The sequence below is a fragment of the Faecalibacterium sp. An58 genome (assembly GCF_002161515.1).
Lineage (GTDB): Bacteria > Bacillota > Clostridia > Oscillospirales > Ruminococcaceae > Faecalibacterium > Faecalibacterium avium.
The window spans coordinates 376,496-399,075 of sequence record NZ_NFHX01000001.1 but is presented as its reverse complement, the minus strand read 5'-3'; the positions used below and the strand labels follow the sequence as shown (position 1 = coordinate 399,075).

Sequence of the window (22,580 nt, the reverse complement as noted above, 5' to 3'; positions counted from 1 at the left end):
AATGATACAATGTTCTCAGAAAAAGAGACAATTGCGGTAAGAGGTATGGGTATGGAACAGAAAGTTCTCTACAATGGTCAAGTCCTTACATTGACCCGATTTTGGGCAACAGGAGACCCTTGCCTGTGGATCACTGATCCACAGCAAACTGAGATGGCCAAGATGGAGTTTGTGGGAGGCCACCCGGACGAATACTGCATTTTCCTGAAAAACCTGACCAAAGCAGAGTTGGCACAAATCACATCTCTGGACGGTGTTCCACTGAATGTGAAAGAAGAACTGCAATAATAGTCAACAGGAAAGGACAAACCCTATGGCACTACAAGATAAGAAAATCATGCCTCCCCCCTGGCTGGCCCACCGGGAGATCGAGCGATACTCCATTGGCTGGCGCATGGGCTATGGGGAAGATTACATAGACCGATTTGGCGATTGGCTGGACACCCTCTCCCCGGAGGAGCGGACGGAATATCACACCCTCTTTCCCGAGCCGGTGACCTGGAGGGGCTGGTGGGATGACGAGGACAGCAGCGAGGTGCTGGAGCATGGTGACTTCTTGGTGGATGCGTGGCAGCCGGAGGGCCGGCCCAAGTACACCCGCCAGTGGCTTCAGCAGGAGTTTGCCGATGGGAGAACGCGAGAGCTGTGCCTGTTCTGGGGGCATCAGCCTGCCGAGGACGGCCAGCTGACAAAAAGCTGCCTCAGCCAGTGGTGGATGGAGGACTTCTATACGACGTCTGACTCCTACCTCTGCATGGAGCAGTATATGATGGCTGCCAAGGCCGAGCTGTTCGGCGACAAAGAAATTCGGGATCAGATTTTAAAATGCAGCGACCCAAAGCAGATCAAGGCTCTGGGCCGTAAGGTGCGGGGTTTTGACCAGAAGGTATGGGACAAGTTCAAATACCCCATTGTGCTGCTTGGCAACTGGCACAAATTCAGCCAGAACCGGGAGCTGCGGGAGTTTCTCCTTTCCACCGGGGACAGCGTGTTGGTGGAGGCCAGCCCCTATGATAACATCTGGGGCATTCGGCTTTCAGCCAACTCCCCCGAGGCCCAGGACCCGATGAAGTGGCGGGGACAGAACCTGCTGGGCTTTGCCCTGATGGAGGTGCGGGACGAGCTGTGCCGGGTGACACAAAACGAAATGCTTTGCGATTGGAGTACAGTATGGCAACAATGAAACTCTATGAACTGGTCAACTTTTACCACATCGACACCGACTTGACCTGTGCCGAAGCTATGTTCCGGGCCTGCAACGAATACTACGGCCTCCATTTATCCGAGGAAACCCGCAAGATGTTCTCGGTAATGGGCATCGGGATGCAGACGGAAGTGTCCTGCTGCGGGGCTTTTACGGTGGCCGTGGGAATCATCGGTCTGATGACCGCCAAGGAAGGCCATACCGACGTGGACAATATGGAGGGATACCAGCTTATCTCAGAGCTGACCCTGTTCATGTTGAACCAATACGAAACCCTCCAGTGTGCCGGGCTGCAACGCCTGGAAATTCCAGGCTACAAACGCCCCTGCCACGCCATTGTGGAGGCGCTGGCCAAAAAGCTGGAAGAACTGCTGGCGGGCCGCAGGCTCTTCCGCCCGGCAAACGGAGGCCAACTGGGCTCCTGATATGCCGGAAAGAGAGGGATTGCATGAAAGACTTTTGCCAATACGGAAATAGACGGGATGACCAATGGGAGATTCTGCCCTGGATACCTGATCCGCGCCCGCCCTTCAAAATCTGGGTGAAGCCGGAGCAGATCGCACCGTTCTTTCTCATTCCCCACCACCCCTATGCGATCTCCCTTCTTCTAAAAATCAGCGACGGATTCAGGATGGAGGAATTCCGCCGACTGGGACTGACCGGCAGCAGCGAAGACTGGGAGCGGCTAGTTCGGGGCGTGATCCGGGAGTTTGAGGAAAACAATAGTGGTGAGGATCTGTTTCACTTCGATTCCGACGAGGATGTGTTCTGCGTATACTCCCAATACATCGACGATTTAATGATGCTGGCCAAAATGATCCGGGCGGCCTGTACCAATGAAAAAACGATGGGGATGTATCTGAACATGAGCGAGGCAGCGGAAGCATGAGAGAGTTAACTACTCAAACAGGGATAGTAGTAAAATGCAGTAAAACGGCCATTGAATTTTTCCAAAATGCTCAGTCAGTGGATTTCTTTTCTGTGCTGGAGATCCCAGAGGAATTCCAAGGTATAGCGGTTGAGTTTTATGATTTGATTATGGAAAATGATCATCTTGCGGCCTTGCTGGGCTGTCGCGGCAATTATGATATTGCAATACAGATAGATGAGGTAACCGGCACCATGACGGGGTGGCATTGGTTCAAATGAGGGAAATGGAATGCTGGAGTACATCAAACTCTTTTGGGAGGGCGCACCGGAGGGTGAACCATCGGTCATTCTCTATGAAGTGGATACCGAAAATGAGCGGCTGGCCCTACGCTCCATTGACATCTTTGCGGATGGCAGCACCCGCAACATCCCTGACCTTTACGACGGTGTCATCGAGATCACGCCGATTCCCACTGTGGAGGAATTGAACGCCCATGTCTGGGGCGAGGAATTCCACGCCTGTATCATAGAGCAGGCGGAATTTGAGTCTATCTGGGAGAGCCGATCTTCTAGCGGAGCTTTTTTGAAAAGCGAGGCATGACAATGGTTGAAATCAATCGTGTCTGGCTCAATGTAGATACAGACACCAACAAAATCACACTATTCAGCCGTCCTCGTGTATCCATCCGTGTAGATGAGTACATTTGGAGCTTGATCGAAGAACATATCGTGAAGCCCCATAAGCTCATGCGCAGTGAAAAGCATAGATATCTGCTGAAAATTTCGTTTGACCGATTTGATCCGGTGCGGCACCGATATTATCCGCTTTCCCCGTACAACGGGCCGCTTCGGGAAGGCGTCAAGCCAGACAGCGCAAACGGATGGTATCCCCGTGAGGACTTTGTAGACAATGAGAGGCGCACCACCTGGTTCTCGCCCGACAAGATCTGGACAAACTGCGGCAACAAGGTTTTGGATGTCAACATTGATGCCGCCAATGTAAGCGAGAGCATTACCCCCAGAGAATACGCAAATCTGCTGTTCGATGGAATCGGCGCAGCGTTGATGTTCAACTTCAAACGGCTCAAGCGCGAGGAGTTTGATGGGCTGAAACCCAAGATCGACTGGAGCATGGTAGAAAATTTCCCCTTCCCCGCACCCTTTGAGGAGCAGCAGTACATTGGGGACGAGGGCAAAATTCATGTGTATTCCTGGGATGGCCGGCAGGAAACGAACCTTGTAGGCCCCTATTCTGTGCGGGATTTGTATCTGGAGCATTTCAGAGAATCGTGAGGTGAGCACATGGCAAAGGGCATCCGTGAATGCCTGCTGAAGCAGGCAATAAAGTTCCATCAATGGCAGGAAGCAACTTATCCCGGCAAAACCGCCGAGGAGATCGGCGGTGAGTGGGAAGTTGATTATCCATACTGGAATGACACTTACAGTGCCTTTTGCCAGGTGTTGACCCAAATGGATGCAGAAACGGCAGACAGCGTCCTGCTGGATGAGATGGTCTATCTGATTGCCAGGGACAACGAAGCGGAGGGGTTTATACAGGAGACCACTTCCCATCCCCAATGGTTCGAGCGCCTCTGCCGCAGGGCCGCAGCCTCCAATGAGAGTGAGGCCAAGTGGCAGTTTGCCGCGTATCTGCCAGAATGTCCGTGCAACCAAGAAGTCAAAGACATGATCCTGGACTTCGCAAAGGACCCCAATGAATATGTGAGCCGGCGGGCGCTTTTGGCGATGCCCACTCTGCGTCCTGACTGTGTGGAGCAGTTCGCTCCGCTGTTCTGGGAGCGGAATTGTTATTCCCTCGAATTACAGGAATACCAGCGGATCGCTGTTCTGGTCTCGCTGGACGCCATCCATTCCGGCCTGCTTCCACAATACTTGGAGCAGGCCAAGCAGGATGGCCGGCGCTATCTGCTGGAACACGCAGAAAGGATCGAAGGAGGACTACTGTGAACGAAAACTTATCCCGCCCCCAATTCGATCAACTGGAAACCACCGGGAAACAGGCGCTCATGGAAAGCCTGGCTGCTCGTTACGATATGGTCTTTCTCGGCCTGCACACCTTTGACCGCTGGGGCCAGAGCTGCACCACCGGCCTATTCAGGAAAGAGAACCGGGCGTTCGTCTTTGTCCCCGGCGATACCGTCACCCTGGGCTGGGAGCAATTCGCCGTAGGGCTGAATCAGGAAAGCCGGAAGGAACTGAACTGCCTGTCCCAGGAATGGGAGATGGAACAGGACCCGGAGGAGATGATCCGGGAAAGTATGGCTCCCATTCGACAGGCAGCCACTGGCCCTATGCTGGTGGGCCGGGAGCTGGAGGAATTGTGCTGGGAGCCGGTCACAATGGATGATCCCAGGCTGGCTGCCCACCCTGACTGGCTGAAAGAGTTCCGGGATTTTGCATGGAGCGACCTTGACGGCCTTACCCTGTACAAATCTGCCCGCATTGAGCGGACGAAAAAGGGCTTTCAGATCTGCATTTATAACCCTACAGCCTATGAAACCCTTCTTGCCAGTCTGGAAAAGCAGGGGTTCTCCCTGCCCACGGCGGACGAGTGGGCCTATCTGTGCGGCGGCGGGTGCCGCACTCTGTTCCCCTGGGGGGATGGAATGGACTACTCCATGCACCTGCACCACTTCGAAAGCCCGGAGGATGAGGACAAGCCCTTCGATATGGAGGAGCCTAACTTCTTCGGAGTGTCCATCGCCTATGACCCCTATATGCGGGAGGTCGTGAAGGCCGAGCAGCTTACTACTTGCGGCGGTGATGGCGGGCGCAGCATCTGCGGCGGACTTGGAATTTTCCTCGGTTTCTTGCCCTGTTCGCCCCACTACAAGCCGGAAGTGCAGGAGGACAAGGAGCTGAACGGCGACTATGACTTCTACCGGCCTATTATCCGGGTGGATGTGAACTGATAGAATGGAGAACAACAAATGAAGGATGAAACTCTGGCCGCCCCAATCTACCATGGCTTCTTGCCGCCCAAGAGCCGGGAAAGGCAGATCGACCTCACTCCCCGCCTATACACCCAGAGTGGCGAGAAGATCCACATGGCCTTCCTGCCCCTTCGTCCTGACTGTGGGAATGACCCGCAGTGGGAGGACTGGAACTGCTACCGCTCCATCCTCGCCATTGGCTGGCCGGACTGTGAACAACTGCTGATCCCCACGCTGAAACAAATCTTTCCGGTTAAGGACCCCACCAATGGAGAAGTACAGGAGGAATTTGACCTTTGCTTTGATAACTGGATTGGGAAAGAGGACTGGGAACGCTGGATACTCCTTGTCCGGGATTGTTTGCCAAGTTTATCAGAAAAGGAATCAGCCTTTCTTTTCTCAGTCTTGGAATGGATTGAAACAGCATTGACCTATACCACCGTCATGGTTGTAGAAAGTAATTTGTAGCCGGAGAGATGAAGATGGACAGCAAGAAGTTGAATTGCCCCTCCTGTGGTCAGATGGCGGCACAAATGAAGGAAAACAGCAGCATCTCCTACCGCCAATATAACCAGCTTCTCCAGAAACTCATGGAACTGGAGCGGCAGGGTGACATGGAACTGTACGCCGGTGACTGCCCACTGGAGTCTACCGGCGCAGTGCTGGACGCTGAACAGCACTATACCATCTGCCACTATATGCAGTGCCGCAGCTGTGGAGCCCTCTATTTTGTGGGAGCCTGCGTCCGGGGTGCGCCGGTTTTTCGGCAGGTGGCAGATATCAAAAAGGAAAATCTGGACACCCGGCTGTGGGGCCGGTGTGGAACCTACTATTTACAGAAAAAAGACTGAAGGAGGCGTCAACATGGATGTCGTGAAACTCCCCAAGAAAGTCCGCATGGTCTGCTATGAGATCATGGATGGCAGGGAGGAGGCCCTGGATACTCTGGAGTCCTTTGCCGATAAATACCCCCATCAGGTAGCAGCTGTCAAGGCCGAGGTCGCCTATTTCAACCTGGACTATGAAAAGGCGCTGGCTTTGGATCTGACCGTCCTTCCCTGGCTGGAGGAGTGGTACTACAGCAATGTGAGCGATGAGCACATGATTGCCATGACGGTGGCAGCCATCCAGCTCCACCGGGAGCAGGAGATAATCGAGGCGCTGACGAAGGAACAGGCGCGCATCCGGGCTGAGAATGGCCTCCCCCAGCGGGATCGGTTCTGTGACATCCTGATGGACTACCTCAAGCGGGGCGTTATGCCCTTTGCGGACAACGACAAGAACTACCCCTACCATGAACCGGAGGAACCTCAAACGAAGGAGCAGCTCTGGGCAAAGCTGGTGGAACAGAATAAAAAGCTCTCGCCGGATGAGCCAGACGCCAAACGGAAGCTGTACAATCACTGCTGTATGTTCGGAACTGCCAGAGATGCCGTAGCTCTCTTTGAGGACCTTCAAGGTGTACCTATGGCGGATTCCTCCTATCGGGATGCCATCGCCCGCTATCTCTATCTGGGCGAACGGGAGAAGGCACTACAGACAGCGGAGCGGTTGGCAACATCGCGGCTGTGGGCGGTTGCCGGGCCAACACAGGTGCGTCCCATGTCCTTCTTTGAGGACCCGAACCTGCGGGATTTTTTGCTGGAGCCGGAATCTCTCCAGCGCATCCGGGAAGCCGCTTTCGTAGATAACGGGAGTCTGATCCGCAAGTAAAATGCCTGGGAATGGAGGATCAGCATGAGCAAGGAGCTGGAACTGTACAAAGCATTCATTGACGGCCTTGTGGAGCGGAAAGACAGCATGACGGCCCATTGGGTCCAGAGTGATGGCTTTCCCAAGACGGAGGATAACAAGGCAAAGAATGATCTTCTCGCCGCACTGAGCCAGGAGCAGAAAGGTGTGTTGGCTGAGATGCTTCAGGACGAACATATTGCGGGCATCCACGATACCCTTGCATATATCAATGAGATGATGGATCTGGAGGGGCTGGAGCTTCATCAGGACGGTGAATCCTATCCCAACGATTGTTTTGAGAGCCTGCACTATGACTTCGTCAGCCGTTGTGACGGAGATGAGTGGCCGGAGTAAAAGGAGGTGGAACGAGTGTATATCAAAAAATACTGGGGCAACTACATCGGAGGCTCGGATGACAGCCTGAACCTTGTGGCCTTTTTGGCTGATCAAAACAAAGAGGAAATCTCCCTCAGCGAGATTTTTGCCAAGATCGGGCTTGACAAGCAGAACTGGGACTTCCGCCAGACTGTGGAGTATCTGGAGTTCACCCACTCGGATGGCGTGGAGATGGACTTCCACTTCGCCATTGATGTGGTCACCGACCTGGCTGCCATCCTGCTGGAGTGCAGCGTCAGCGGCAGTGTAAACCTCCAGGACCTGGACGAGTACAACACCCCCGCCCGCTGCATCCGCATCACCGCCACGCCAGAGGAACACGACGCCATGAAAAAGGCCCTGGCGGACTTTGCCCAGAGCCCGCAGGAATATGACCTCAGTGAGATGATGAGCGGCGAGGAAATCCAGGAGATGGCTCGGGATGTGGAGGCGCTGCGGAAGGAATTGTACGAGGCCGCTGGACGCAACCGGGACTACCATGTGAAGGCAGAGGACATGAAGAATCTGCTCCCCGACTGGTCAGGAGCCAGTGGCTGCATTGCCACCAATCGCATCACGGTGGAGGGCTGCAAGGTTGGCTACTGCTACCGGGAGAAGCCGGACGGCGACTGGGACAGCGGCTGGCGCTTCACCGCCGGTGACGAGAGCGACGCTTACATGGATGACCCCAACAATGCCGGTATTTACGGCCTCAACACCATCTGCAACGACGATCCCGACATCATCCCTCTGCTGAACACCCCCGCCCCATGTGCCTTCGAGCGGGATGAGAATGGCGCGTTCCAGCAGATCAAAGACTGGAAACCGGATGAGGACGAGGAGAACCCGGATATGGATATTTTGCAGCAGTGCCAGAAGTGGCATGAGGAGGACAAATTCCAGAAAATTATTGACGCGCTGGAGGCCATCCCCGCCCAGGAGCGTACCCCGGAAATTGATATGGAGCTGGCGCGAGCCTACAATAATCTGGGAGCACCTTCCAACCGTGCGCTGCTCAAAAAGGCCATCGCTCTCTTGAAACCTCATGAGGAATACTTTCAGGGCGATCACTACTGGAACTTCCGCATGGGCTATTCTTATTACTACCTGGATCAGGGGGGCCGAGCCTTGCCTTATTTCCGCAAGGCGCTGGAGGCCCGCCCTGACGATGAGGACACCAAGCGATTCATCGAATGGTGCGAAGCGGACATTTCTCGGCCATGGTTTTCGATGTGCTTCCGGGAGCGGACAGAGAACTGGTGGGAAACCTTTGCCGAGATGGAAGCAGAATTGCGCCAGATGATGGATGAGGACAAAGACCACACCCGCGGTGCCGAACTCGTGGTCCAAATGGAAGGGGCTTTGAACCAGGCGTTTGACGAAATCTCTTTCGAGATGGGCGTGGGCGGCGAGAAGTACGAGCTGATCCTCACCCCGGAGGGTGACAAGGTCAAGCTGTTTGAGCTGGTCTACTTCCAGAAGCACGCCCCCAAGGAGGTGCTGGAGCACTGGAACATCCTTGTGGGCCGTCAACCCCTCCAAAACATCGGTCTGCGTACCGAGGATGGATGGGACATCTCCGGTGAAGATGTGCAGATCTGGCTGGAGGAGCAGGGTGAAAACAGCTTCGCCCTCTCCGCCTACTGCGAAAAGCTGCTGCCCATGCTCCGGGAGGCGGAAGGCCGTGTCTGGTGGATGCTCACCACCCTCACCGACCAGGTGTTGGGCGAGATTCCCCACATGAGATACATAGGCAGCTTTGATGTGTTGGAGGAACCCAAGGCAGAACCGTCCATGCTTATGTCCCAGCTGCCCGACGCTCTGAAGGAGCGAGGTCTGGAACTCTCCACCGACCCGGAAGCCTATCTGGAGAGCTATCTTGGCTACGAAATGAAACCCAATGAAGACCCCAACGCCGATTGGCGGCTGGATGTGATGGTCGGCTCCACTTGCTGTGTGCCGCTCATCAACGGCTATCTGAATGCCGACAACGACTTCATGGACGAGTTGCAGGCCGATGGTGCGGCGGCGGGCTTCTTCTGCTATCCCCTGGACACCCTGCGGGAGGAGGAAGGCTCGGAGAAGATCTTCGACTTCCGGGACAAGTTGGAAGAAGTGTTCACCACTGGCGATGGCCCTGAGATCCTCACCCTCACCGGCGGAGCCACCGGCCTTTTCTGCGGCTATGTGGACTTCATCGCCTGGGACATCCGGGCTGTTCTGCAGAAGGCCAAGGAATTCTTTGAGGGCACGGACATCCCCTGGGCCAGCTTCCACACCTTCCGCCGTGAAGCGGGCACAGTGAATCTGAAAACACCGCCCGAGGAGGAGCCGGACGATGAGGATCAGGTCTCCGAACTGGACGAGACGCTGACGGGCATGGACTATATCCCTTACACCCCGCAGAACGAAGAAGAATTCTTCCAGCAGCTGGAGCAGTGGAACGACGAGGACGAGTACACCCGCTGCATCCAGGCGCTGAACGCCATCCCGGAGGACTGGCGGAACTACCGCATCGTCTATGCCATGGCCCGGGCGCTGGAAAACTACGCAGTTTTGGGCGACCATCAAGAAGAACCGCCCTACTACAAAGCAGAAAAAGCCTTGCTCCGAGCCATTGCATTGCTGGAATCGGTTCGGGAGGAAGGCCAGGACAAGGCCCAGTGGAATATGCGGATGGCTTATGGATACCAGTATCTCTACCATCAGGAGGAAAAGGCCATCCCCTACGCCCAGCGGTGGGCGGAGCTGGACCCCGAGGACAAGGATGCCCCGGCTGTCATCCGGCAGTGCCAGGAGGAAATCGACAGGCGGGCCGAGGCTGAGGGCGAGAGCGACCACAAAGGTGTCTTCACCGGCTTTGTGCTGCTGTCCAAGGGAGAATGGGACAAGGCTCAGTTCATCCAGGACATGAAGGAAAAGTGGGACATTCCCGTGGATGAATACGACACCAGCGAGGGAAAAGACGATGACGCCCTGGTGTTTGAAGTGGGCGATATGCTGGCCGCCGTCAGCCTGTCCACCTCTCCTATCCCCGGTGGCGAGGCTGAGGCCAACGCAGAAAACAACTATATGTGGGAGGATGCGGTCAAGATCGCCAGGGAGCACCGCGCCCACATCATGGTGGCGGTTCTGGGCAAAGAGAAAGACCTGCTGGAAAAAGGCAAGCTGTTCACCAAGATGCTGGCCGCCTGCTGCCGTCAGAAATACGCCACCGGCGTTTACACCAGCGGCGTGGTGTTTGAGCCCCGGTTCTATGAGGGCTTTGCCGATATGCTGAAGGAGGACGAGCTGCCCATCTTCAACTGGATCTGGTTCGGCCTGTACCGGAACGAAAACGGCATGAATGGCTATACTTACGGCATGGATGTGTTCGGCAAGGACGAGATGGAAGTGCTGGGCACCGATGCCAACCCCAACCAGCTGCGGGACTTCCTGGCCAGCCTTGTCTCCTATGTTCTGGAAAACGACGTGGAGCTCCATGACGGGGAAACCATCGGCTTTGCGGCAGACGATAAACACGCCATCACCCGCAGCCCGGGGGTCTCTCTGCCCGAGGATCAGATGACCCTGAAAATCTCCTGGGAACCGTCGGAGGGCGGCCCGGAGGACGAAGGAGAAGATGACCCGGACCCTGAAACGCCCGATGAGCCGGAGGATGAAGCGCCCCAGGATCAGGAAACCGGCGCTCCCGAGGTCTACTCCGGGGAGGAAATGGAAGCCATCGAAGGGCACATCCAGCAGTATTTCGGCAATTTCGAGACCGTGTTTCACGAGTTGAGTTCCCCGGACATCCATGTGGACATCTGCGTGGTGCCGCCCTCTGAGGAGCATGACTATTACACCCTGGTCACCATGGGCATGGGTGCTCATCGGATGAATGTGCCGGAGGAACTGGCAGAGTACAAGCTGGAGCGGGCGGAGCTGGCCATCGCGCTGCCCAAGGATTGGAAGCTGAAGTACGAGGACATGAAAAACGAGCGGTGGTACTGGCCCATCCGCCTGCTGAAAGACCTGGCCCGTCTGCCTATTGCCAGCGACACCTGGCTGGGTTTTGGCCACACCCTGGACCAGCAGGAGGACTTTGCAGAAAACACCAAGCTCTGCGCCGCCATTCTGACGGGGCCCCAGGGTACCGAGGATGGCAGCGAGGTCTGCATCCTGCCGAGTGGCGAGGAGGTCAACTTCTACCAGGTAATCCCCCTCTATCGGGATGAGATGGAGTACAAACTGGCCCACGACGCAGATGCTCTGCTGGACAAGATGGAGGGCATCAGCTTTGTAGTGAAGCCCAACCGCCAGGATGCCATCACCCGGGGCACCATGGGCAATGTGGACGAGGACGGCGGCGTTGAGGAAATGGACGATGCAGCCCGGCACCTGGAAACCATTCAGGAAAAGAATCTGCCGGTGGAGGAAATCAACGCCTACAACCACATGGCGATTTACCTGCGCTGGTGCATGGAGCACGACCTGATGAGTGATGAATTCATCGTTCGTTACAACGATGAATATGAGTTGTTCATGAAAGATTTGAAGCGTGCTGACCTGCGCGGCTTTATCCGGGATAAATTGAACGGAAAGCTTTTTGGGGCACTGTTTAACAAGCTGGGCCTGGCCTTTGCCTCCTACTACTATGGGGAGCCGGACAGCCCCTATTTCCCCAGCGACATCGACGATTACGCCATTGGGGTCATCGGCCAGGAGCGCAATTACTCCGACGAGATTCAGGATGAAGCCTATCTGTTCATCCCCTTTGATGAGAGCTACTACCAGGCTATGGCCAAAGTCATCGACCGGCGGTTCAAAAACTGGAAGGGGCAGGACTTCGACGAGGATACCCTGGAACCTTCTGATACAGCCCGGGCCATTATGGAGTACCTGGACTGCGAATGCACCTATTTCCCTTCCATGAAGGATGATGACCCCATCATGGCAGCTTACGGTTACGCCAAGCGGGACAGCGTACATGAAGGCTTTGTGCCGGTGCTCATCAAGGCGGATGATGAAACGCTGCTGGAGTGTCTGGTGATGAACGCCGACCCGGAACATGATGCGGACTTCTACGAATTTGACCTCAAAACTGTAATGGAGTACCGGAAAAAGATACTCTCTGCCCCCGTCAAGGACGGAAAGGCGGTTTTGGAGGAATTGACCGGCCAGCGCAAGGAAGAAGCCGAGGATGACGATATGGACTGGGATGAGGAAATCCTGGGCGAGATGGAAGGCGGCTATGAGAATAACCGTATCTCCTGCTACTGGGATTCCGACACCGATATGACCCACCCTCTCATTCTGGCGAAAATTCCGGTGAAGAACCCCTGGGAGATCTTCGCGTATCTGCCCTTCGGCAACTGGAACGACTGCCCCGATACGCCCCAGCTGATGGCTGCGGCCAAATACTGGTTCGAGCGGTACGGCGCGGTGCCTGGGGCCATGAGCCACGACGAGCTGGAATTCCTGCTCCCGGCCCCCGTTCCTGAGAAGAAGGCCATGAATACCGCGGTGGAACTGTATGGCTTCTGCCCCGATGTCATCGACCAGGGGCCGGAGGATGCCACCCTGGGCGCTCTGGCCGATGTGCTGCGGCAGTCCACTGTCTGGTATCTCTGGTGGGATTGATGGGAGAGTTTGACCATGAACGAATACCGAAAACAATATATCGAACTTCAAAAACAGTTTCGTGCAGCAAAGGGGGACCCAGACAGTGTCCGTGCGCTCTATACGTTCAAAGAGAAACTGGAGCAGTCGGAAGACAAACAAGCCAAAGAAGTGCTGGTGGATGTGTATGATCTGCTGGACTTCAAGAAGGATGCCTATGAACTGCTCTGCCAAATCGGAAATCGTTCCGATCAAAAAATCCTTAAAAGGCTGGGCACCTTGAAGGGATATGCAGAAAACTGGGGCAACCACTACGCCCTCCCCAAGCCCAAAACGCCGGAGGAAAAGCAGAAAGAGAAGGAGCGGCAGGCCAAGCTGGGTCTGCCCGCCTTCCGGTATCACCCCAACCCTCTGGAAACCGGCGCTTTTGAGGAGTCCGCGGATGGCGTTGTCTGCGACTGCTGCGGCAAGACGACCCACATTTTCTATACAGGGCCCTTTTACGCTGTGGAGGATATTGAGTGTCTGTGCCCGGAGTGTATCTTCAGCGGCGAGGCAGCCCGGAAATATGACGGCAGCTTCCAGGACGATTGCTCCGTGGACGATGGCGTGGAGGACCCGGCCCGACTGGACGAGCTGCTCCACCGAACTCCCGGCTACTCCGGTTGGCAGCAGGAATACTGGCGTGCCCACTGCGGCGACTATTGCGCCTATCTTGGTCGTGTGGGTGCCAGAGAGCTGCGGGCGCTGGGTGTGCTGGAGGATGTGCTGGACGATCCCATGTGGGATGACGAACATAAGGAAATGATTCAGGAATCCGTCAATGGTGGGCATCTGCAGTGCTATCTGTTCCAGTGCCTCCACTGCGGAAAACACCTGGTCTGGATGGATTTTGATTGAGGCGTTTTCAAAAGGTGGATACAAACAATGCAAACCAAAACACTGACCCTTCAACTGAATGATGAACAACTGCCCATCCTTCCAGTGGAACCGGAAGCCCACCTCTCCTTTACCACTCATGCTGATGGAAATGAATTGGAGCTAACGGGGAACCGGGCGGGGCTGCATCTATTGGCGAAAGCCGCTTTGGGTATGGCAGAAACGCTTCGCGGGGATGGATTCCACATCCATCTGGATGACCTGTATAGCATCAACTCCGAGGGAAAAAGCATCCTGATCCGAAAGGAGGAATGGTCAAACCCATGATTGAAAAAGCCTTCCTCAACCCCGCCACAAACAAGCAGTGGCAGATTGAAATAGACGGTCTAACCATCCGAACCTGCCTGAACGGCGGGAAGGTCAAAGAGATTCTGTGCGATTCCGCCTTCCAGGTTAAGAGCAAGTCGGCCAGCGCCATGATGAGCCAAATGCGGAAAGGATTTGTCTATCAGAATCCGGATGCCGCTGTTGGGCAGGCGCGGTGCCATCGGTTTGTCGGCAAGGACAGCAACGGCTTTATGCCCCTGGCTGCTGCTATCTCACGGGATGACTTTTTCCTGACGAGGGTAGTCGGAGATTTTGAGGATGAAAACCTCTACCACTTCGACGGCAATGGAGAAATTCTGGAGACAGTTTCCCTGGGTGGCAAACGGATGACCTATGAGCAGGTCCTCTGTCCCAATGATATCTTGCTGCTGAACAACAGCTATCTTTTGGAACAGTTTTCTCTTTGCACCCATGCGATCACACCCTTTGCCAACAAGAAAAACAGCATGAAAACCATGCTGGATGCCAGCGGCGATCTGGCCCTGTGGTACACGGGCCAGGAAATCGTGGTCTTTGACTTTGGCAGCAACACGGAGGTATGGCGGGAAACGGTAAAATGCAAGAAGTCAAAAGACCCGAATTTTGCCTACTACTGCTTTGGGATGCTCTCTCCCCGGCAGAGCAAAGCGGCCTACCGCGTCACCGAGGGTGAGTATGTGCTGGTCGATCTGAAGTCCGCCAAAAAAGTAGTGATCCCCAATGCGGGCTGGCATCCCTTCTTCTCTCCGGATGATCAGTGCTTCTCGGTGGGCGGCAAGTTCTATCTGACCCAGACCGGAGAGGGGATGGACAATCCTTTCCCGTTTTTCGTCCGACAGGGGCTGAGTTTTTCGGATACCTGCTCGGTGAGGACAAGGGGCAGCCTGATGGCCGTTCAGCAGGATCGTGGCAGCTCCCCCATAGAAGTATGGGATATCGGCAACGGCCAACTGCTGGCCACCATTGATGACCCCTTTGTGGTGCGGCAGGTGAATTTTGCCTTTACCCAAAGCGGGCTTGTCCTGCACACCGATTACGGGGCTATGAGCATCTATTCCTGCAACCTCTGAAACGGAGGCGGAGGAAATGGCGTATGCTGATTTGAAGAATAAACTTGATGAGTATAACTGGGATGACGGGTTCGAAGTCCCAAGAACAATCCTCGCTGACCCGGACTGCGATTTGGCATTGGCGTTGGAGATTTTCTATTTGGCCGGCGGGTACGAATACTTGGAAAAATCAGCGAAAAGAACTAAGCTGCAAAAGTGGAATCCATTTATTACCGTCCTATATGAAGACATCTTAGACAACAGATTTCCTAAGACAGATGCATCGTTTGAAATTCCATTGAGCAAGGTGCAGAAGTATAAACTGCGGAAAAAGGGAGCTGCGGAAATCTTTCTTACGGATTTATAGTTTTTCATTTATCAGGGAGAATCGCACCTATGGACAAAGAATCATTGACTGAAAAACTCCTGGACTTGGTTGAGGGACGGGAAACACCTGAAACCTGGCGGAACTGGTGGGACGAACATGAGACGGAGTTGGAAGCCCTGCTGAGTCGGGGTGAATTCCTGAAACTGAAGCCCTGCCGACACGGTTTTCAGTGGGTCCCGGTGTTTGGCAGCCAAAAGGGAGCCATCGCCATTCTGGAAAAGAGCGGCACAGCATTTGAGGCCAGCAATCTCTACCAGGAGCGGTATTTGGCCGAGCTGGACGCTTTCTGCAAGGAGCAGGAGCGGGTGCAGCGGGAAAAGCAAGCGAAATTCAAGGCCGACAACCCGGAGCTGTTTCGACGCTATCCCAAGTTCTCCAAGGCGTTGGCAAAGGTGCTGGACCCCACGGATGAGATCAAGCCCGCCGCCACGGAGGAGCAAATCGGGAATCAAGAAAGCGTGCTGGGCTTCACGCTCCCGTCCCAGGTGCGGGAGTTCTTCCTGCTGACCGCAGGCATCAATGTATCCACAGGCGTGATCCTTACCCTTTCCGGGATGTTTGATCTGACCATCCATGGGGAGCGGTATTGTGTGCTGGGCGAGTTCTGGAAAGAAGCGGACGGCGACCAGCTCCTGCTCCACCCCGGAGAGGAAACCATCTGGTATTACGCCCACGAGCAGGATAAAGTAAAGCGCCTGTGCAATGACATGACAGAACTGCTGGAGAAAAAACTGGCGGGGTATCTCAATGCGCACTGATTTAGGCCGCACTGTAAATAAGTGAAAGAAGGTGGCAGCATGGAGAAGAAGGATTTCCCCAAGGGAACCAAGCCCCGTGAGATCTTTGTCTACACCTGCCAGCGGATCGCGGAGCCGCTGATCCCACTGGGCTACAAATACCGCAAGAGCAAAAACGACATCTACAAAAAGGATGGCATCTTTGTGTTCTCCTTTTACTTTTCGCCCTCCATCCGCTTTGGCTCCACCACCTTTACTGCCTTCTTCGATGTGAGTTCCCCGGTGATTGCCCAGTGGCGCAGTGAGCAGGAAGGGCCGGAGGAGGCTTATGACGGCATCGTAGGCACCTCCATCGCCCGGCTGACACGCCGGCATGATGACTTCCCCCGCTATGAGGTATCTACTCTGCTGGAGAGGGAACGCTCCATCCAGGAGATTTCGGGACAGATTCAGGACTATGCCCTGCCCTTCTTTGCCCGGTTTTCCGATCTGCCCAAGCTGCTGGACGATGTGGAACGGGAGGGGTTCTTTCCCCATCGGAAAGGGTTTGATGTCCCAAAGCGGAATCGAGAGTTCATCGAATGCTTCCGGGAGTATCTCCAAAAGCAGCAAGCGAATGGGTTATCCTACTGAGTAATCAATCGAAAGTTTTGGAGGCGTATTATGGGACTGTTTTTGAAGAAAAGGGTCGAAATGCCGGATAAAATCATTTTGGGGAATACGGAATTTGTATTTGACCGCAAACTCGGCTTTCATGTTGGAGAATGGACTGTATGGGATAGAAAGACTAAAATTCTCCTTGAGTTTCAGAACACAGAGGGAAATATAGGCGATATCGTTTTGGAAAAGGTAAATTGGGTCAATGACCATAAAGATACCATTATCCGAGCATTTTTGGATGAGAACGATGACTGCATAGACGTCGTGAATGAAATGATCGAAGATGGAACGCTGGAAGCGGATGGGAAGATTTCAGAAGATGAGTTTGTAAAAGCACTGTTTGTAAACAATGTAACGGTATTTGTAAATGGAAGCGAAACTGGCTTTTACATCGATTTGGATGCGGAACCCGACTATTTCATGGGACATTTAGTTTGTATCGAGGTCGACTGCAAATATAAAATTGAAGTCGGCGGATTCAACGGATAACGCTTCAAACACAAAAGGCAAATTCTGCGGAAAGGGCAACGCCCGCAACGGCATCAGAAAGGAGACAAGTACCTTTGTCAACCTGGAGCGGAATCCGGAACAAGCTGGAAAATGATTACCTGTGCCCGGCGCTCCGGGGGCACATCCAGTATTTTGTCACCCGTTACAGCAAAAGCGCCGACCATGAGGGCCGGGCAGCCATTCGCATGGACGGCGTGGAAGTGCTGCGGAGCAACCACTACACCTATTTTGAGAATGTGTGGACGAAATTTCATCACCTGCGGTCCACAACGCTGAAGGATCACGACTCCGCAAAAGGGGCCATTGATCGGGCTCATGCCTATGCGCTGGAGCAGGGCACCTTTGACCAAAAGGTGTTCTATGAGGCATTTGGGATCTTTGATAACCAGAGCATCGAGAAAAGCCTGGTCAGCGAGAATCCTCTTGTCCGAATCCTTGCCCTCCTGGACCGCAGGCTTGGAAAGCGCCGCCTGCTGGCTTTGGAGGAATCCATGGAGCAGGAGCTGCCCTGGGTGCGGGCCTTCTATGTGATCCGGATGCAGGCAGAAGGGCTGATGGAAGCGAATAACATATAGGAGGAATTGCCATGTCACAGATCGCATCCTTTTATCTTCTCAAAGACGGCCAGCGGCAGGAACTGTCCAACAGCGACTGCTCCGGCGCGGTCTATACAGCCATCTGGGACTGGTGCGAGTACGAACTGGACCTGGATGTCCGCTTCCCTGCCCCACAGACAGAGGACACATTGGACTGCGCTCTGCTGGAGGGAGAGCTGGCAGCCGATTTGCTGTCGGCACTCCGGGAACGAAACCTCCCGGAACTGGCCGCTGAAATTGCCCCGGACTGGGACCAGCCCGCAGAGGCAATACAAAGCGGGCTGGAAACACTGCGCTCCCATCTGGAGCTGGTGCAAGGCAATACTTCCCTGCTGTATGAAATGACCTGAACAGCAAAGCCGCAGACGAGGTACTTTGTATGAACCGTTATTGGTGGGTTTTGATTCCTGTTATTTTCCTGGCAGCCTTTTCCGGCCCCATTGCCGCGGCTGTAAAAACCGATGGAAAACTGAAAAAAGTAATTTTGGTTTTTTCTGCAGGTGTGGTGTTCGTGTGCAGCATCACAATCATTGCTTCCCTGTTTGCGAAATAGGGATATGCTACTGCTACCAAAGAAGGAGGCATTACAATGGGACTTGACATCTATGCTGGAACCTTGACCCGGTACTATTCTCACAACTGGAAGACCATCGTTCAGCAGTGGGCGGAGGAAAACGGATACGCCTTTAACCGGATTACGCCGGATGGAGAATCTGCTGATAACGAGGAAGAACTGTCCCCTGCTGAAATCCAGGCGGCGGTAGAGAACTGGCGGGATCAGATCTTGAGCGCCATTTCTCAGCCAGACAAGCCCCCCTATGCTCCCTGGCCGGAGGATAACGAGAAGCCCTATTACACCGACAAGCCGGACTGGGATGCCTTCGGCGCAATGCTGCTGGTGGCCGCCTGCCATACATACAAGGAACCGGTGCCCCCCACCGTGGAGAAAGACTGGGACTTCATGGAAAACCCTATGATCGCCCGTCTTGCGGGAGATAACGAACAGGTATGGTCCCTGTTCCGCGGGGTTACCTGGTGGCTGCCTCTGGCGGACGCATTCTTCTTCCAGGCACCTCTGCCCACCGATAACACCGCCGCCATCGCCACAGTGGGCGGACTGCGGAAGGAGCTGGAGAAGCTGAACCAGCTGGCGTGGCAGGCCGACGAGGATACCATCCTGGCTTGGGCAGACACGGAGGGATACCCGATAGACGGAGCCATAGAAGCAGATGGACACTACAGCAAGGCGGAGATCCCGGAACACACACAGTATGACACCCAATCCTTGGCCAAGTTTGCCTTCTCCATGTTCTGGCGGGCCATGCGGTTTGCCGAAGATCAGCAGGTGCCCATCCTGCTTGATTACTAAGGAGGACTTTTATGGGATATGATGTAACTTTTCACCCGATCTCGCCAGAGGAAATACGGGAATGGTATCTTACTCCCCTAACCTGGATACGGCAGGGACAGGAGGAAAAGGTTCTGACCCTTGCCGCGCAGCATGGAATCGAGGATTTCTATGCGGAGAAATATCTGGATACCCTGCGGGTTGGTGCCGAGACAGAACCGGACGAGCTGTTTGACAAGAGCCACGGCTTTTATATTGCGGTGGTCCAGGGCTTTTTCCGGGACTACTATTACACCAGAGGGAGCAGCTTTTCCTTTCTGATGGAGGAGAAGCCGGAATATGCCCGGTACTTCACCCCGTGGGCGCAGGTGGTGCCGGCTGTCCTGCCCAACCCGGCAAAAAATCAGATCCTTGAAAACTACTGCTCCGGCGTGTATCTGTCTCCCAATCAGGTTTTACAGCTTCTCCGAGATCTGGAGCAGGAACCAAAGGTGCTGGAAGATCTGGAGAAACATTGGAGCGACGGGCAGTTTGCTGTCCTGAAAAAAGCGCTTGCTGCTGCGGCAGAACTGGGCGCCGGCCTGCTGGAAGCCACCGAGGTTGTGGAGCCCAACCCCCTCCGACCGAATGAAAGTACAAGTTACTCCAACCTGTTCCACTGCGACCGTGATGGGGTGTATCTCTATATCGACATGGCCATGAAACAGATCGCCCAAGCAATGGCGCAAAACAAGGACGACCCGTGAAGGCAGAAGTTGAATTCCAGAAAAAGTTTTGCCAGGAGGTGGAGACTATGGAACAAAAACGCCCGGCAGATATATTTCAGGAGCTTCTGGACCACCTGTGGAACGGCCTGGGGCTGGAGGAAAAGGGCTGGAAGCGGCTGAAAAAAGGCGACTTCAAAAAGAAAACAAAAAACGGGCTGACCTATCAGATCTGGTTTGACCGGAGCCACTACAACTACATAGACTACGAAATCGGCCATGGAAATGTGGAGGTGGGCTTCAGCTGTATCATAAAGCAGGGAGATGACTACCTCTACTCTTTCAGAATTGTACCCACAACAGGCGGTTCATTCTTTCGGATGCTGACAGAGGACCTGCGGCTGAACACCGGGCTGCTGGACACCTTTCTGCCTCTGGTCAAAGCCAACTACCTCGACTTCATCGACCGCTTCGAGGCAGACCCCGTGGAGGCATTACAGCCGGTCTGCGCCCCCTTCACCGAGGCGGAGGACTACAGCTGGTTCATCTATGTGCGGGAGCAGATGGTGGAACGGTACGGAACGGCGGAGCAGATGGAGGAGTACCGCCGTCAGGCAGAATTGCGCGGAACGCCGGAGTGCAAGGCGAAGACCCATACCGGAAAGCTGCTGTTCTACCAGTCCCATGCCAAGGATGTGGATCATGCCTGGGCCTCAAGCCGCACCAGAGAGGAACTGGATCAGGTGTTGGAACCCTTTGTGCAGGCCAAGCGGCAGGCAGGACAGTGGACGCAGGAGGATGAGGCGGGCTATCATCTCTACCGGCAGGAGACAGACCCAGAGAAGCGCACCTTTCGGGCCTGGTATCTCATCGCCAATCCCCAAGGCCTGCCGAAAGAGTTTGTCCAGAGAGAGCTGGAGTTCCGGTGGAAGCTGTTCGCTAACAGACCGAAAGAAGGAAAATGAACGAAATGAACGGTATAATTGTTCTGATTTGCGGTTTTCTGCTTCTCATGGCCATAAAACTGCTGATAGAACGCAATTTCATTGGACTGATCCTGTTTTGCGTGGCTCTTTTTTTAGTTTTTGGAGTAACTCCACACACAAAGTAGTGATTGTCCATTGCCGCATGATCTACTGCTATAAGGAGGAAATCGAATGAGCAATAAAGTGTTCCAACAAAACCTGGATGACAAAAAAGGCCCCCAGCCCGGGGGACCTTACCTCATTCAAATGCTGTTCAAAGAGCCAGTGCCCATGCTGGACAAGGAAAGCATGACTGCTGTAATGGAAAAGCACATCGGCGGAGTGGAGTGTTTCAGTTACGATAAGAAAATGGCGGGCTTTGCCGCCCTGGACCATATCGCGGAATTTCAGGATGGCAAATGCCCGGTGCAGCTGATGGTAATGAAATGCGACAAGTTCAAGGGAAAAGGCTTTGACGCTTTTCTGATGAGCCAGATGTGGGACTGCCAGGAGGACCGGGACCGGATCTTCCGGGAGTGCCGATATCAGGTGATCGCTACCGATATGCTGGCGGCTGCCCTTCCAGCTTTGGAACGGGCCAATCTGGACGCTGACTTCTTGGACGCTCTGGCGGAACTGTACCCTACCTGTGAGGCGTTCTATTTCCAGAACTGTGGCAAACTATTTCTGGCAGAGGATGTACGCTCCCACCAGATCGAAGGGCCGGACCGGTTCATACGATTCGGGGTGAATGTGCGTTTCTTTAACATCCAGGGCACCGAGGATATGCTGATCGACACCCTGGGCATGAGCACACTCTATCTGCCGGACCTGCAATATCACTTCCACGACATGGACCCCAACTGGGTGGTCAATCACGCTTACAACTTGGCCTCTTACATCCTGGCCAACGACAATCCCATTCAGGACGGCGAAACGGTGGATGGCGTCGAGGATGGGCAGATGAGCCGGAATCTGCAATGGAAGTGCCGGTACGAGGACGCTCTAATTCAGCCGCCCAGGGGTGTTCTCGATATCCACATGGGACCCTTTGCTTCAGGCCAGCGTTGACTTCACCCCTTGATCTTCTCTGGTGTGTCAAAAGCCTGCATCAAAGCGGACGCAGCCAAAGACAGTGACGCATACTTTATCATTTCAGGCACAGGAAATGTGAGCAAATCAATATCCCAGCTTTTGCTGCTTTCTTTCAAAAGCCGCTGCACAAGACGTGCGGCGGCTTTTCTCTCTTTACGGGAGATTTCACAATCCAATACAAATGCAATGGAATATAGTCCATTGCAGTCCTTCGTCAGCATGGCAAACGAGCTGTGCTCCTTGAAGAATTTGCAGAACAGCACCTGGCCGCCCTGTTCGGCCATTTCCACCTGAACCGCTTCTTCATCGCTCCACTGCGGAACATTTTGGAGTACAACCTGGATTCTTCGCACCTGCGCCTGTTCTTCTCTGGACAGCTCCACACCTGAGCACTCTCGCTGCATCATTCCCTGCAGGTAGGGATTGAAACGGCCTTTCTTCGCACAATCCAAGTCATCGTATAGGTCAGGCAATACATAATTGCATTCATTGAATTTCATTTTACGCCTCCGGCTTTGCAACTCGTTAGAGTTTGTTAAACGCTT

Annotated in this window: 29 protein-coding genes; 28 read left to right on the top strand and 1 reads right to left on the bottom strand. The window is 54.3% G+C overall.

Annotation, left to right across the window (positions count from 1 at the left end):
• The first annotated feature begins 51 nt into the window (after nucleotides 1-51).
• From B5G12_RS02100 to B5G12_RS01970, 28 genes are all read left to right on the top strand, one after another.
• Nucleotides 52-288, top strand: coding sequence for a hypothetical protein (locus tag B5G12_RS02100; RefSeq protein WP_204228822.1), 237 nt, complete (start codon nucleotides 52-54; stop codon nucleotides 286-288).
• 25 nt (nucleotides 289-313) lie between these two features.
• Nucleotides 314-1,183, top strand: a complete 870-nt coding sequence (ybiA, locus tag B5G12_RS02095) for a riboflavin biosynthesis intermediates N-glycosidase (protein ID WP_087323430.1) — start codon at nucleotides 314-316, stop codon at nucleotides 1,181-1,183.
• Nucleotides 1,171-1,629, top strand: coding sequence for a C-GCAxxG-C-C family protein (locus tag B5G12_RS02090; protein WP_242955897.1), 459 nt, complete (start codon nucleotides 1,171-1,173; stop codon nucleotides 1,627-1,629). Before ybiA ends, B5G12_RS02090 begins: the two co-directional genes overlap by 13 nt.
• A 23-nt stretch (nucleotides 1,630-1,652) precedes the next feature.
• Nucleotides 1,653-2,093: an immunity 51 family protein gene (locus tag B5G12_RS02085; RefSeq protein WP_087323426.1), complete on the top strand. Its 441-nt coding sequence runs from the start codon at nucleotides 1,653-1,655 to the stop codon at nucleotides 2,091-2,093.
• On the top strand, nucleotides 2,090-2,353 hold the full coding sequence (locus B5G12_RS02080) for a hypothetical protein (protein WP_006059604.1): 264 nt from the start codon (nucleotides 2,090-2,092) through the stop codon (nucleotides 2,351-2,353). Before B5G12_RS02085 ends, B5G12_RS02080 begins: the two co-directional genes overlap by 4 nt.
• A 10-nt stretch (nucleotides 2,354-2,363) precedes the next feature.
• Nucleotides 2,364-2,675 carry a DUF6881 domain-containing protein gene (locus B5G12_RS02075; RefSeq protein ID WP_087323424.1) on the top strand — a complete coding sequence of 104 codons (312 nt, stop codon included), beginning with the start codon at nucleotides 2,364-2,366 and terminating at the stop codon, nucleotides 2,673-2,675.
• Between the two features lie 2 nt (nucleotides 2,676-2,677).
• Nucleotides 2,678-3,367: a hypothetical protein gene (locus B5G12_RS02070; protein WP_242955896.1), complete on the top strand. Its 690-nt coding sequence runs from the start codon at nucleotides 2,678-2,680 to the stop codon at nucleotides 3,365-3,367.
• A 9-nt stretch (nucleotides 3,368-3,376) separates the two neighbouring features.
• Nucleotides 3,377-4,042, top strand: a complete 666-nt coding sequence (locus tag B5G12_RS02065; RefSeq protein ID WP_087323420.1) for a hypothetical protein — start codon at nucleotides 3,377-3,379, stop codon at nucleotides 4,040-4,042.
• Nucleotides 4,039-5,007, top strand: a complete 969-nt coding sequence (locus B5G12_RS02060) for a hypothetical protein (RefSeq protein WP_087323418.1) — start codon at nucleotides 4,039-4,041, stop codon at nucleotides 5,005-5,007. The genes B5G12_RS02065 and B5G12_RS02060 overlap by 4 nt, the downstream gene beginning before the upstream one ends.
• Before the next feature lie 18 nt (nucleotides 5,008-5,025).
• A complete protein-coding gene (locus tag B5G12_RS02055) occupies nucleotides 5,026-5,496 on the top strand; it encodes a hypothetical protein (protein WP_087323416.1) in 471 nt (156 codons plus the stop codon).
• A 14-nt stretch (nucleotides 5,497-5,510) separates the two neighbouring features.
• A complete protein-coding gene (locus B5G12_RS02050; RefSeq protein ID WP_144064083.1) occupies nucleotides 5,511-5,879 on the top strand; it encodes a hypothetical protein in 369 nt (122 codons plus the stop codon).
• A 13-nt stretch (nucleotides 5,880-5,892) separates the two neighbouring features.
• Nucleotides 5,893-6,741, top strand: a complete 849-nt coding sequence (locus B5G12_RS02045) for a hypothetical protein (RefSeq protein WP_087323412.1) — start codon at nucleotides 5,893-5,895, stop codon at nucleotides 6,739-6,741.
• 24 nt (nucleotides 6,742-6,765) lie between these two features.
• Nucleotides 6,766-7,116 (top strand): DUF6547 family protein, encoded by a 351-nt coding sequence (locus B5G12_RS02040; RefSeq protein ID WP_087323410.1) that lies wholly within the window; start codon nucleotides 6,766-6,768, stop codon nucleotides 7,114-7,116.
• 15 nt (nucleotides 7,117-7,131) lie between these two features.
• The gene (locus tag B5G12_RS02035) at nucleotides 7,132-12,759 is read left to right on the top strand and encodes an immunity protein Imm33 domain-containing protein (RefSeq protein ID WP_087323408.1); all 5,628 of its coding nucleotides are present in this window, start codon (nucleotides 7,132-7,134) and stop codon (nucleotides 12,757-12,759) included.
• A gap of 15 nt (nucleotides 12,760-12,774) precedes the next feature.
• The gene (locus tag B5G12_RS02030) at nucleotides 12,775-13,638 is read left to right on the top strand and encodes a CbrC family protein (protein ID WP_087323406.1); all 864 of its coding nucleotides are present in this window, start codon (nucleotides 12,775-12,777) and stop codon (nucleotides 13,636-13,638) included.
• Nucleotides 13,639-13,665: 27 nt separating this feature from the next.
• A complete protein-coding gene (locus tag B5G12_RS02025; RefSeq protein WP_087323404.1) occupies nucleotides 13,666-13,944 on the top strand; it encodes an Imm32 family immunity protein in 279 nt (92 codons plus the stop codon).
• Nucleotides 13,941-15,053, top strand: coding sequence for a hypothetical protein (locus tag B5G12_RS02020; RefSeq protein ID WP_087323403.1), 1,113 nt, complete (start codon nucleotides 13,941-13,943; stop codon nucleotides 15,051-15,053). The genes B5G12_RS02025 and B5G12_RS02020 overlap by 4 nt, the downstream gene beginning before the upstream one ends.
• A 16-nt stretch (nucleotides 15,054-15,069) precedes the next feature.
• On the top strand, nucleotides 15,070-15,399 hold the full coding sequence (locus tag B5G12_RS02015) for a DUF4274 domain-containing protein (protein ID WP_071432732.1): 330 nt from the start codon (nucleotides 15,070-15,072) through the stop codon (nucleotides 15,397-15,399).
• Nucleotides 15,400-15,428: 29 nt separating this feature from the next.
• Nucleotides 15,429-16,178, top strand: coding sequence for an SMI1/KNR4 family protein (locus B5G12_RS02010; RefSeq protein ID WP_087323401.1), 750 nt, complete (start codon nucleotides 15,429-15,431; stop codon nucleotides 16,176-16,178).
• Nucleotides 16,179-16,217: 39 nt separating this feature from the next.
• Complete coding sequence (locus B5G12_RS02005) at nucleotides 16,218-16,790, top strand: DUF4304 domain-containing protein (RefSeq protein ID WP_087323399.1); 573 nt, start codon at nucleotides 16,218-16,220, stop codon at nucleotides 16,788-16,790.
• A gap of 30 nt (nucleotides 16,791-16,820) precedes the next feature.
• Nucleotides 16,821-17,306, top strand: coding sequence for a DUF2262 domain-containing protein (locus tag B5G12_RS02000; RefSeq protein WP_204245644.1), 486 nt, complete (start codon nucleotides 16,821-16,823; stop codon nucleotides 17,304-17,306).
• 74 nt (nucleotides 17,307-17,380) lie between these two features.
• A complete protein-coding gene (locus B5G12_RS01995; RefSeq protein WP_087323397.1) occupies nucleotides 17,381-17,902 on the top strand; it encodes an SF0329 family protein in 522 nt (173 codons plus the stop codon).
• A gap of 11 nt (nucleotides 17,903-17,913) precedes the next feature.
• Complete coding sequence (locus B5G12_RS01990; RefSeq protein ID WP_087323395.1) at nucleotides 17,914-18,273, top strand: hypothetical protein; 360 nt, start codon at nucleotides 17,914-17,916, stop codon at nucleotides 18,271-18,273.
• Between the two features lie 29 nt (nucleotides 18,274-18,302).
• Nucleotides 18,303-18,476 (top strand): protein CrcB-like protein, encoded by a 174-nt coding sequence (locus tag B5G12_RS14270; RefSeq protein WP_144064082.1) that lies wholly within the window; start codon nucleotides 18,303-18,305, stop codon nucleotides 18,474-18,476.
• Nucleotides 18,477-18,512: 36 nt separating this feature from the next.
• On the top strand, nucleotides 18,513-19,292 hold the full coding sequence (locus B5G12_RS01985) for a hypothetical protein (protein ID WP_087323392.1): 780 nt from the start codon (nucleotides 18,513-18,515) through the stop codon (nucleotides 19,290-19,292).
• Nucleotides 19,293-19,303: 11 nt separating this feature from the next.
• Nucleotides 19,304-20,017, top strand: a complete 714-nt coding sequence (locus tag B5G12_RS01980) for a hypothetical protein (protein ID WP_087323390.1) — start codon at nucleotides 19,304-19,306, stop codon at nucleotides 20,015-20,017.
• Between the two features lie 47 nt (nucleotides 20,018-20,064).
• Entirely contained in the window at nucleotides 20,065-20,940 is an 876-nt protein-coding gene (locus B5G12_RS01975; RefSeq protein WP_087323548.1) for a spondin, read from the top strand.
• A gap of 192 nt (nucleotides 20,941-21,132) precedes the next feature.
• A complete protein-coding gene (locus tag B5G12_RS01970) occupies nucleotides 21,133-22,011 on the top strand; it encodes a DUF4261 domain-containing protein (protein ID WP_087323388.1) in 879 nt (292 codons plus the stop codon).
• Between the two features lie 2 nt (nucleotides 22,012-22,013).
• Here the strand turns inward: B5G12_RS01970 and B5G12_RS01965 are convergent, their stop codons facing one another.
• Nucleotides 22,014-22,535 (bottom strand): hypothetical protein, encoded by a 522-nt coding sequence (locus B5G12_RS01965; protein WP_087323386.1) that lies wholly within the window; start codon nucleotides 22,533-22,535, stop codon nucleotides 22,014-22,016.
• Nucleotides 22,536-22,580: the final 45 nt, after the last annotated feature.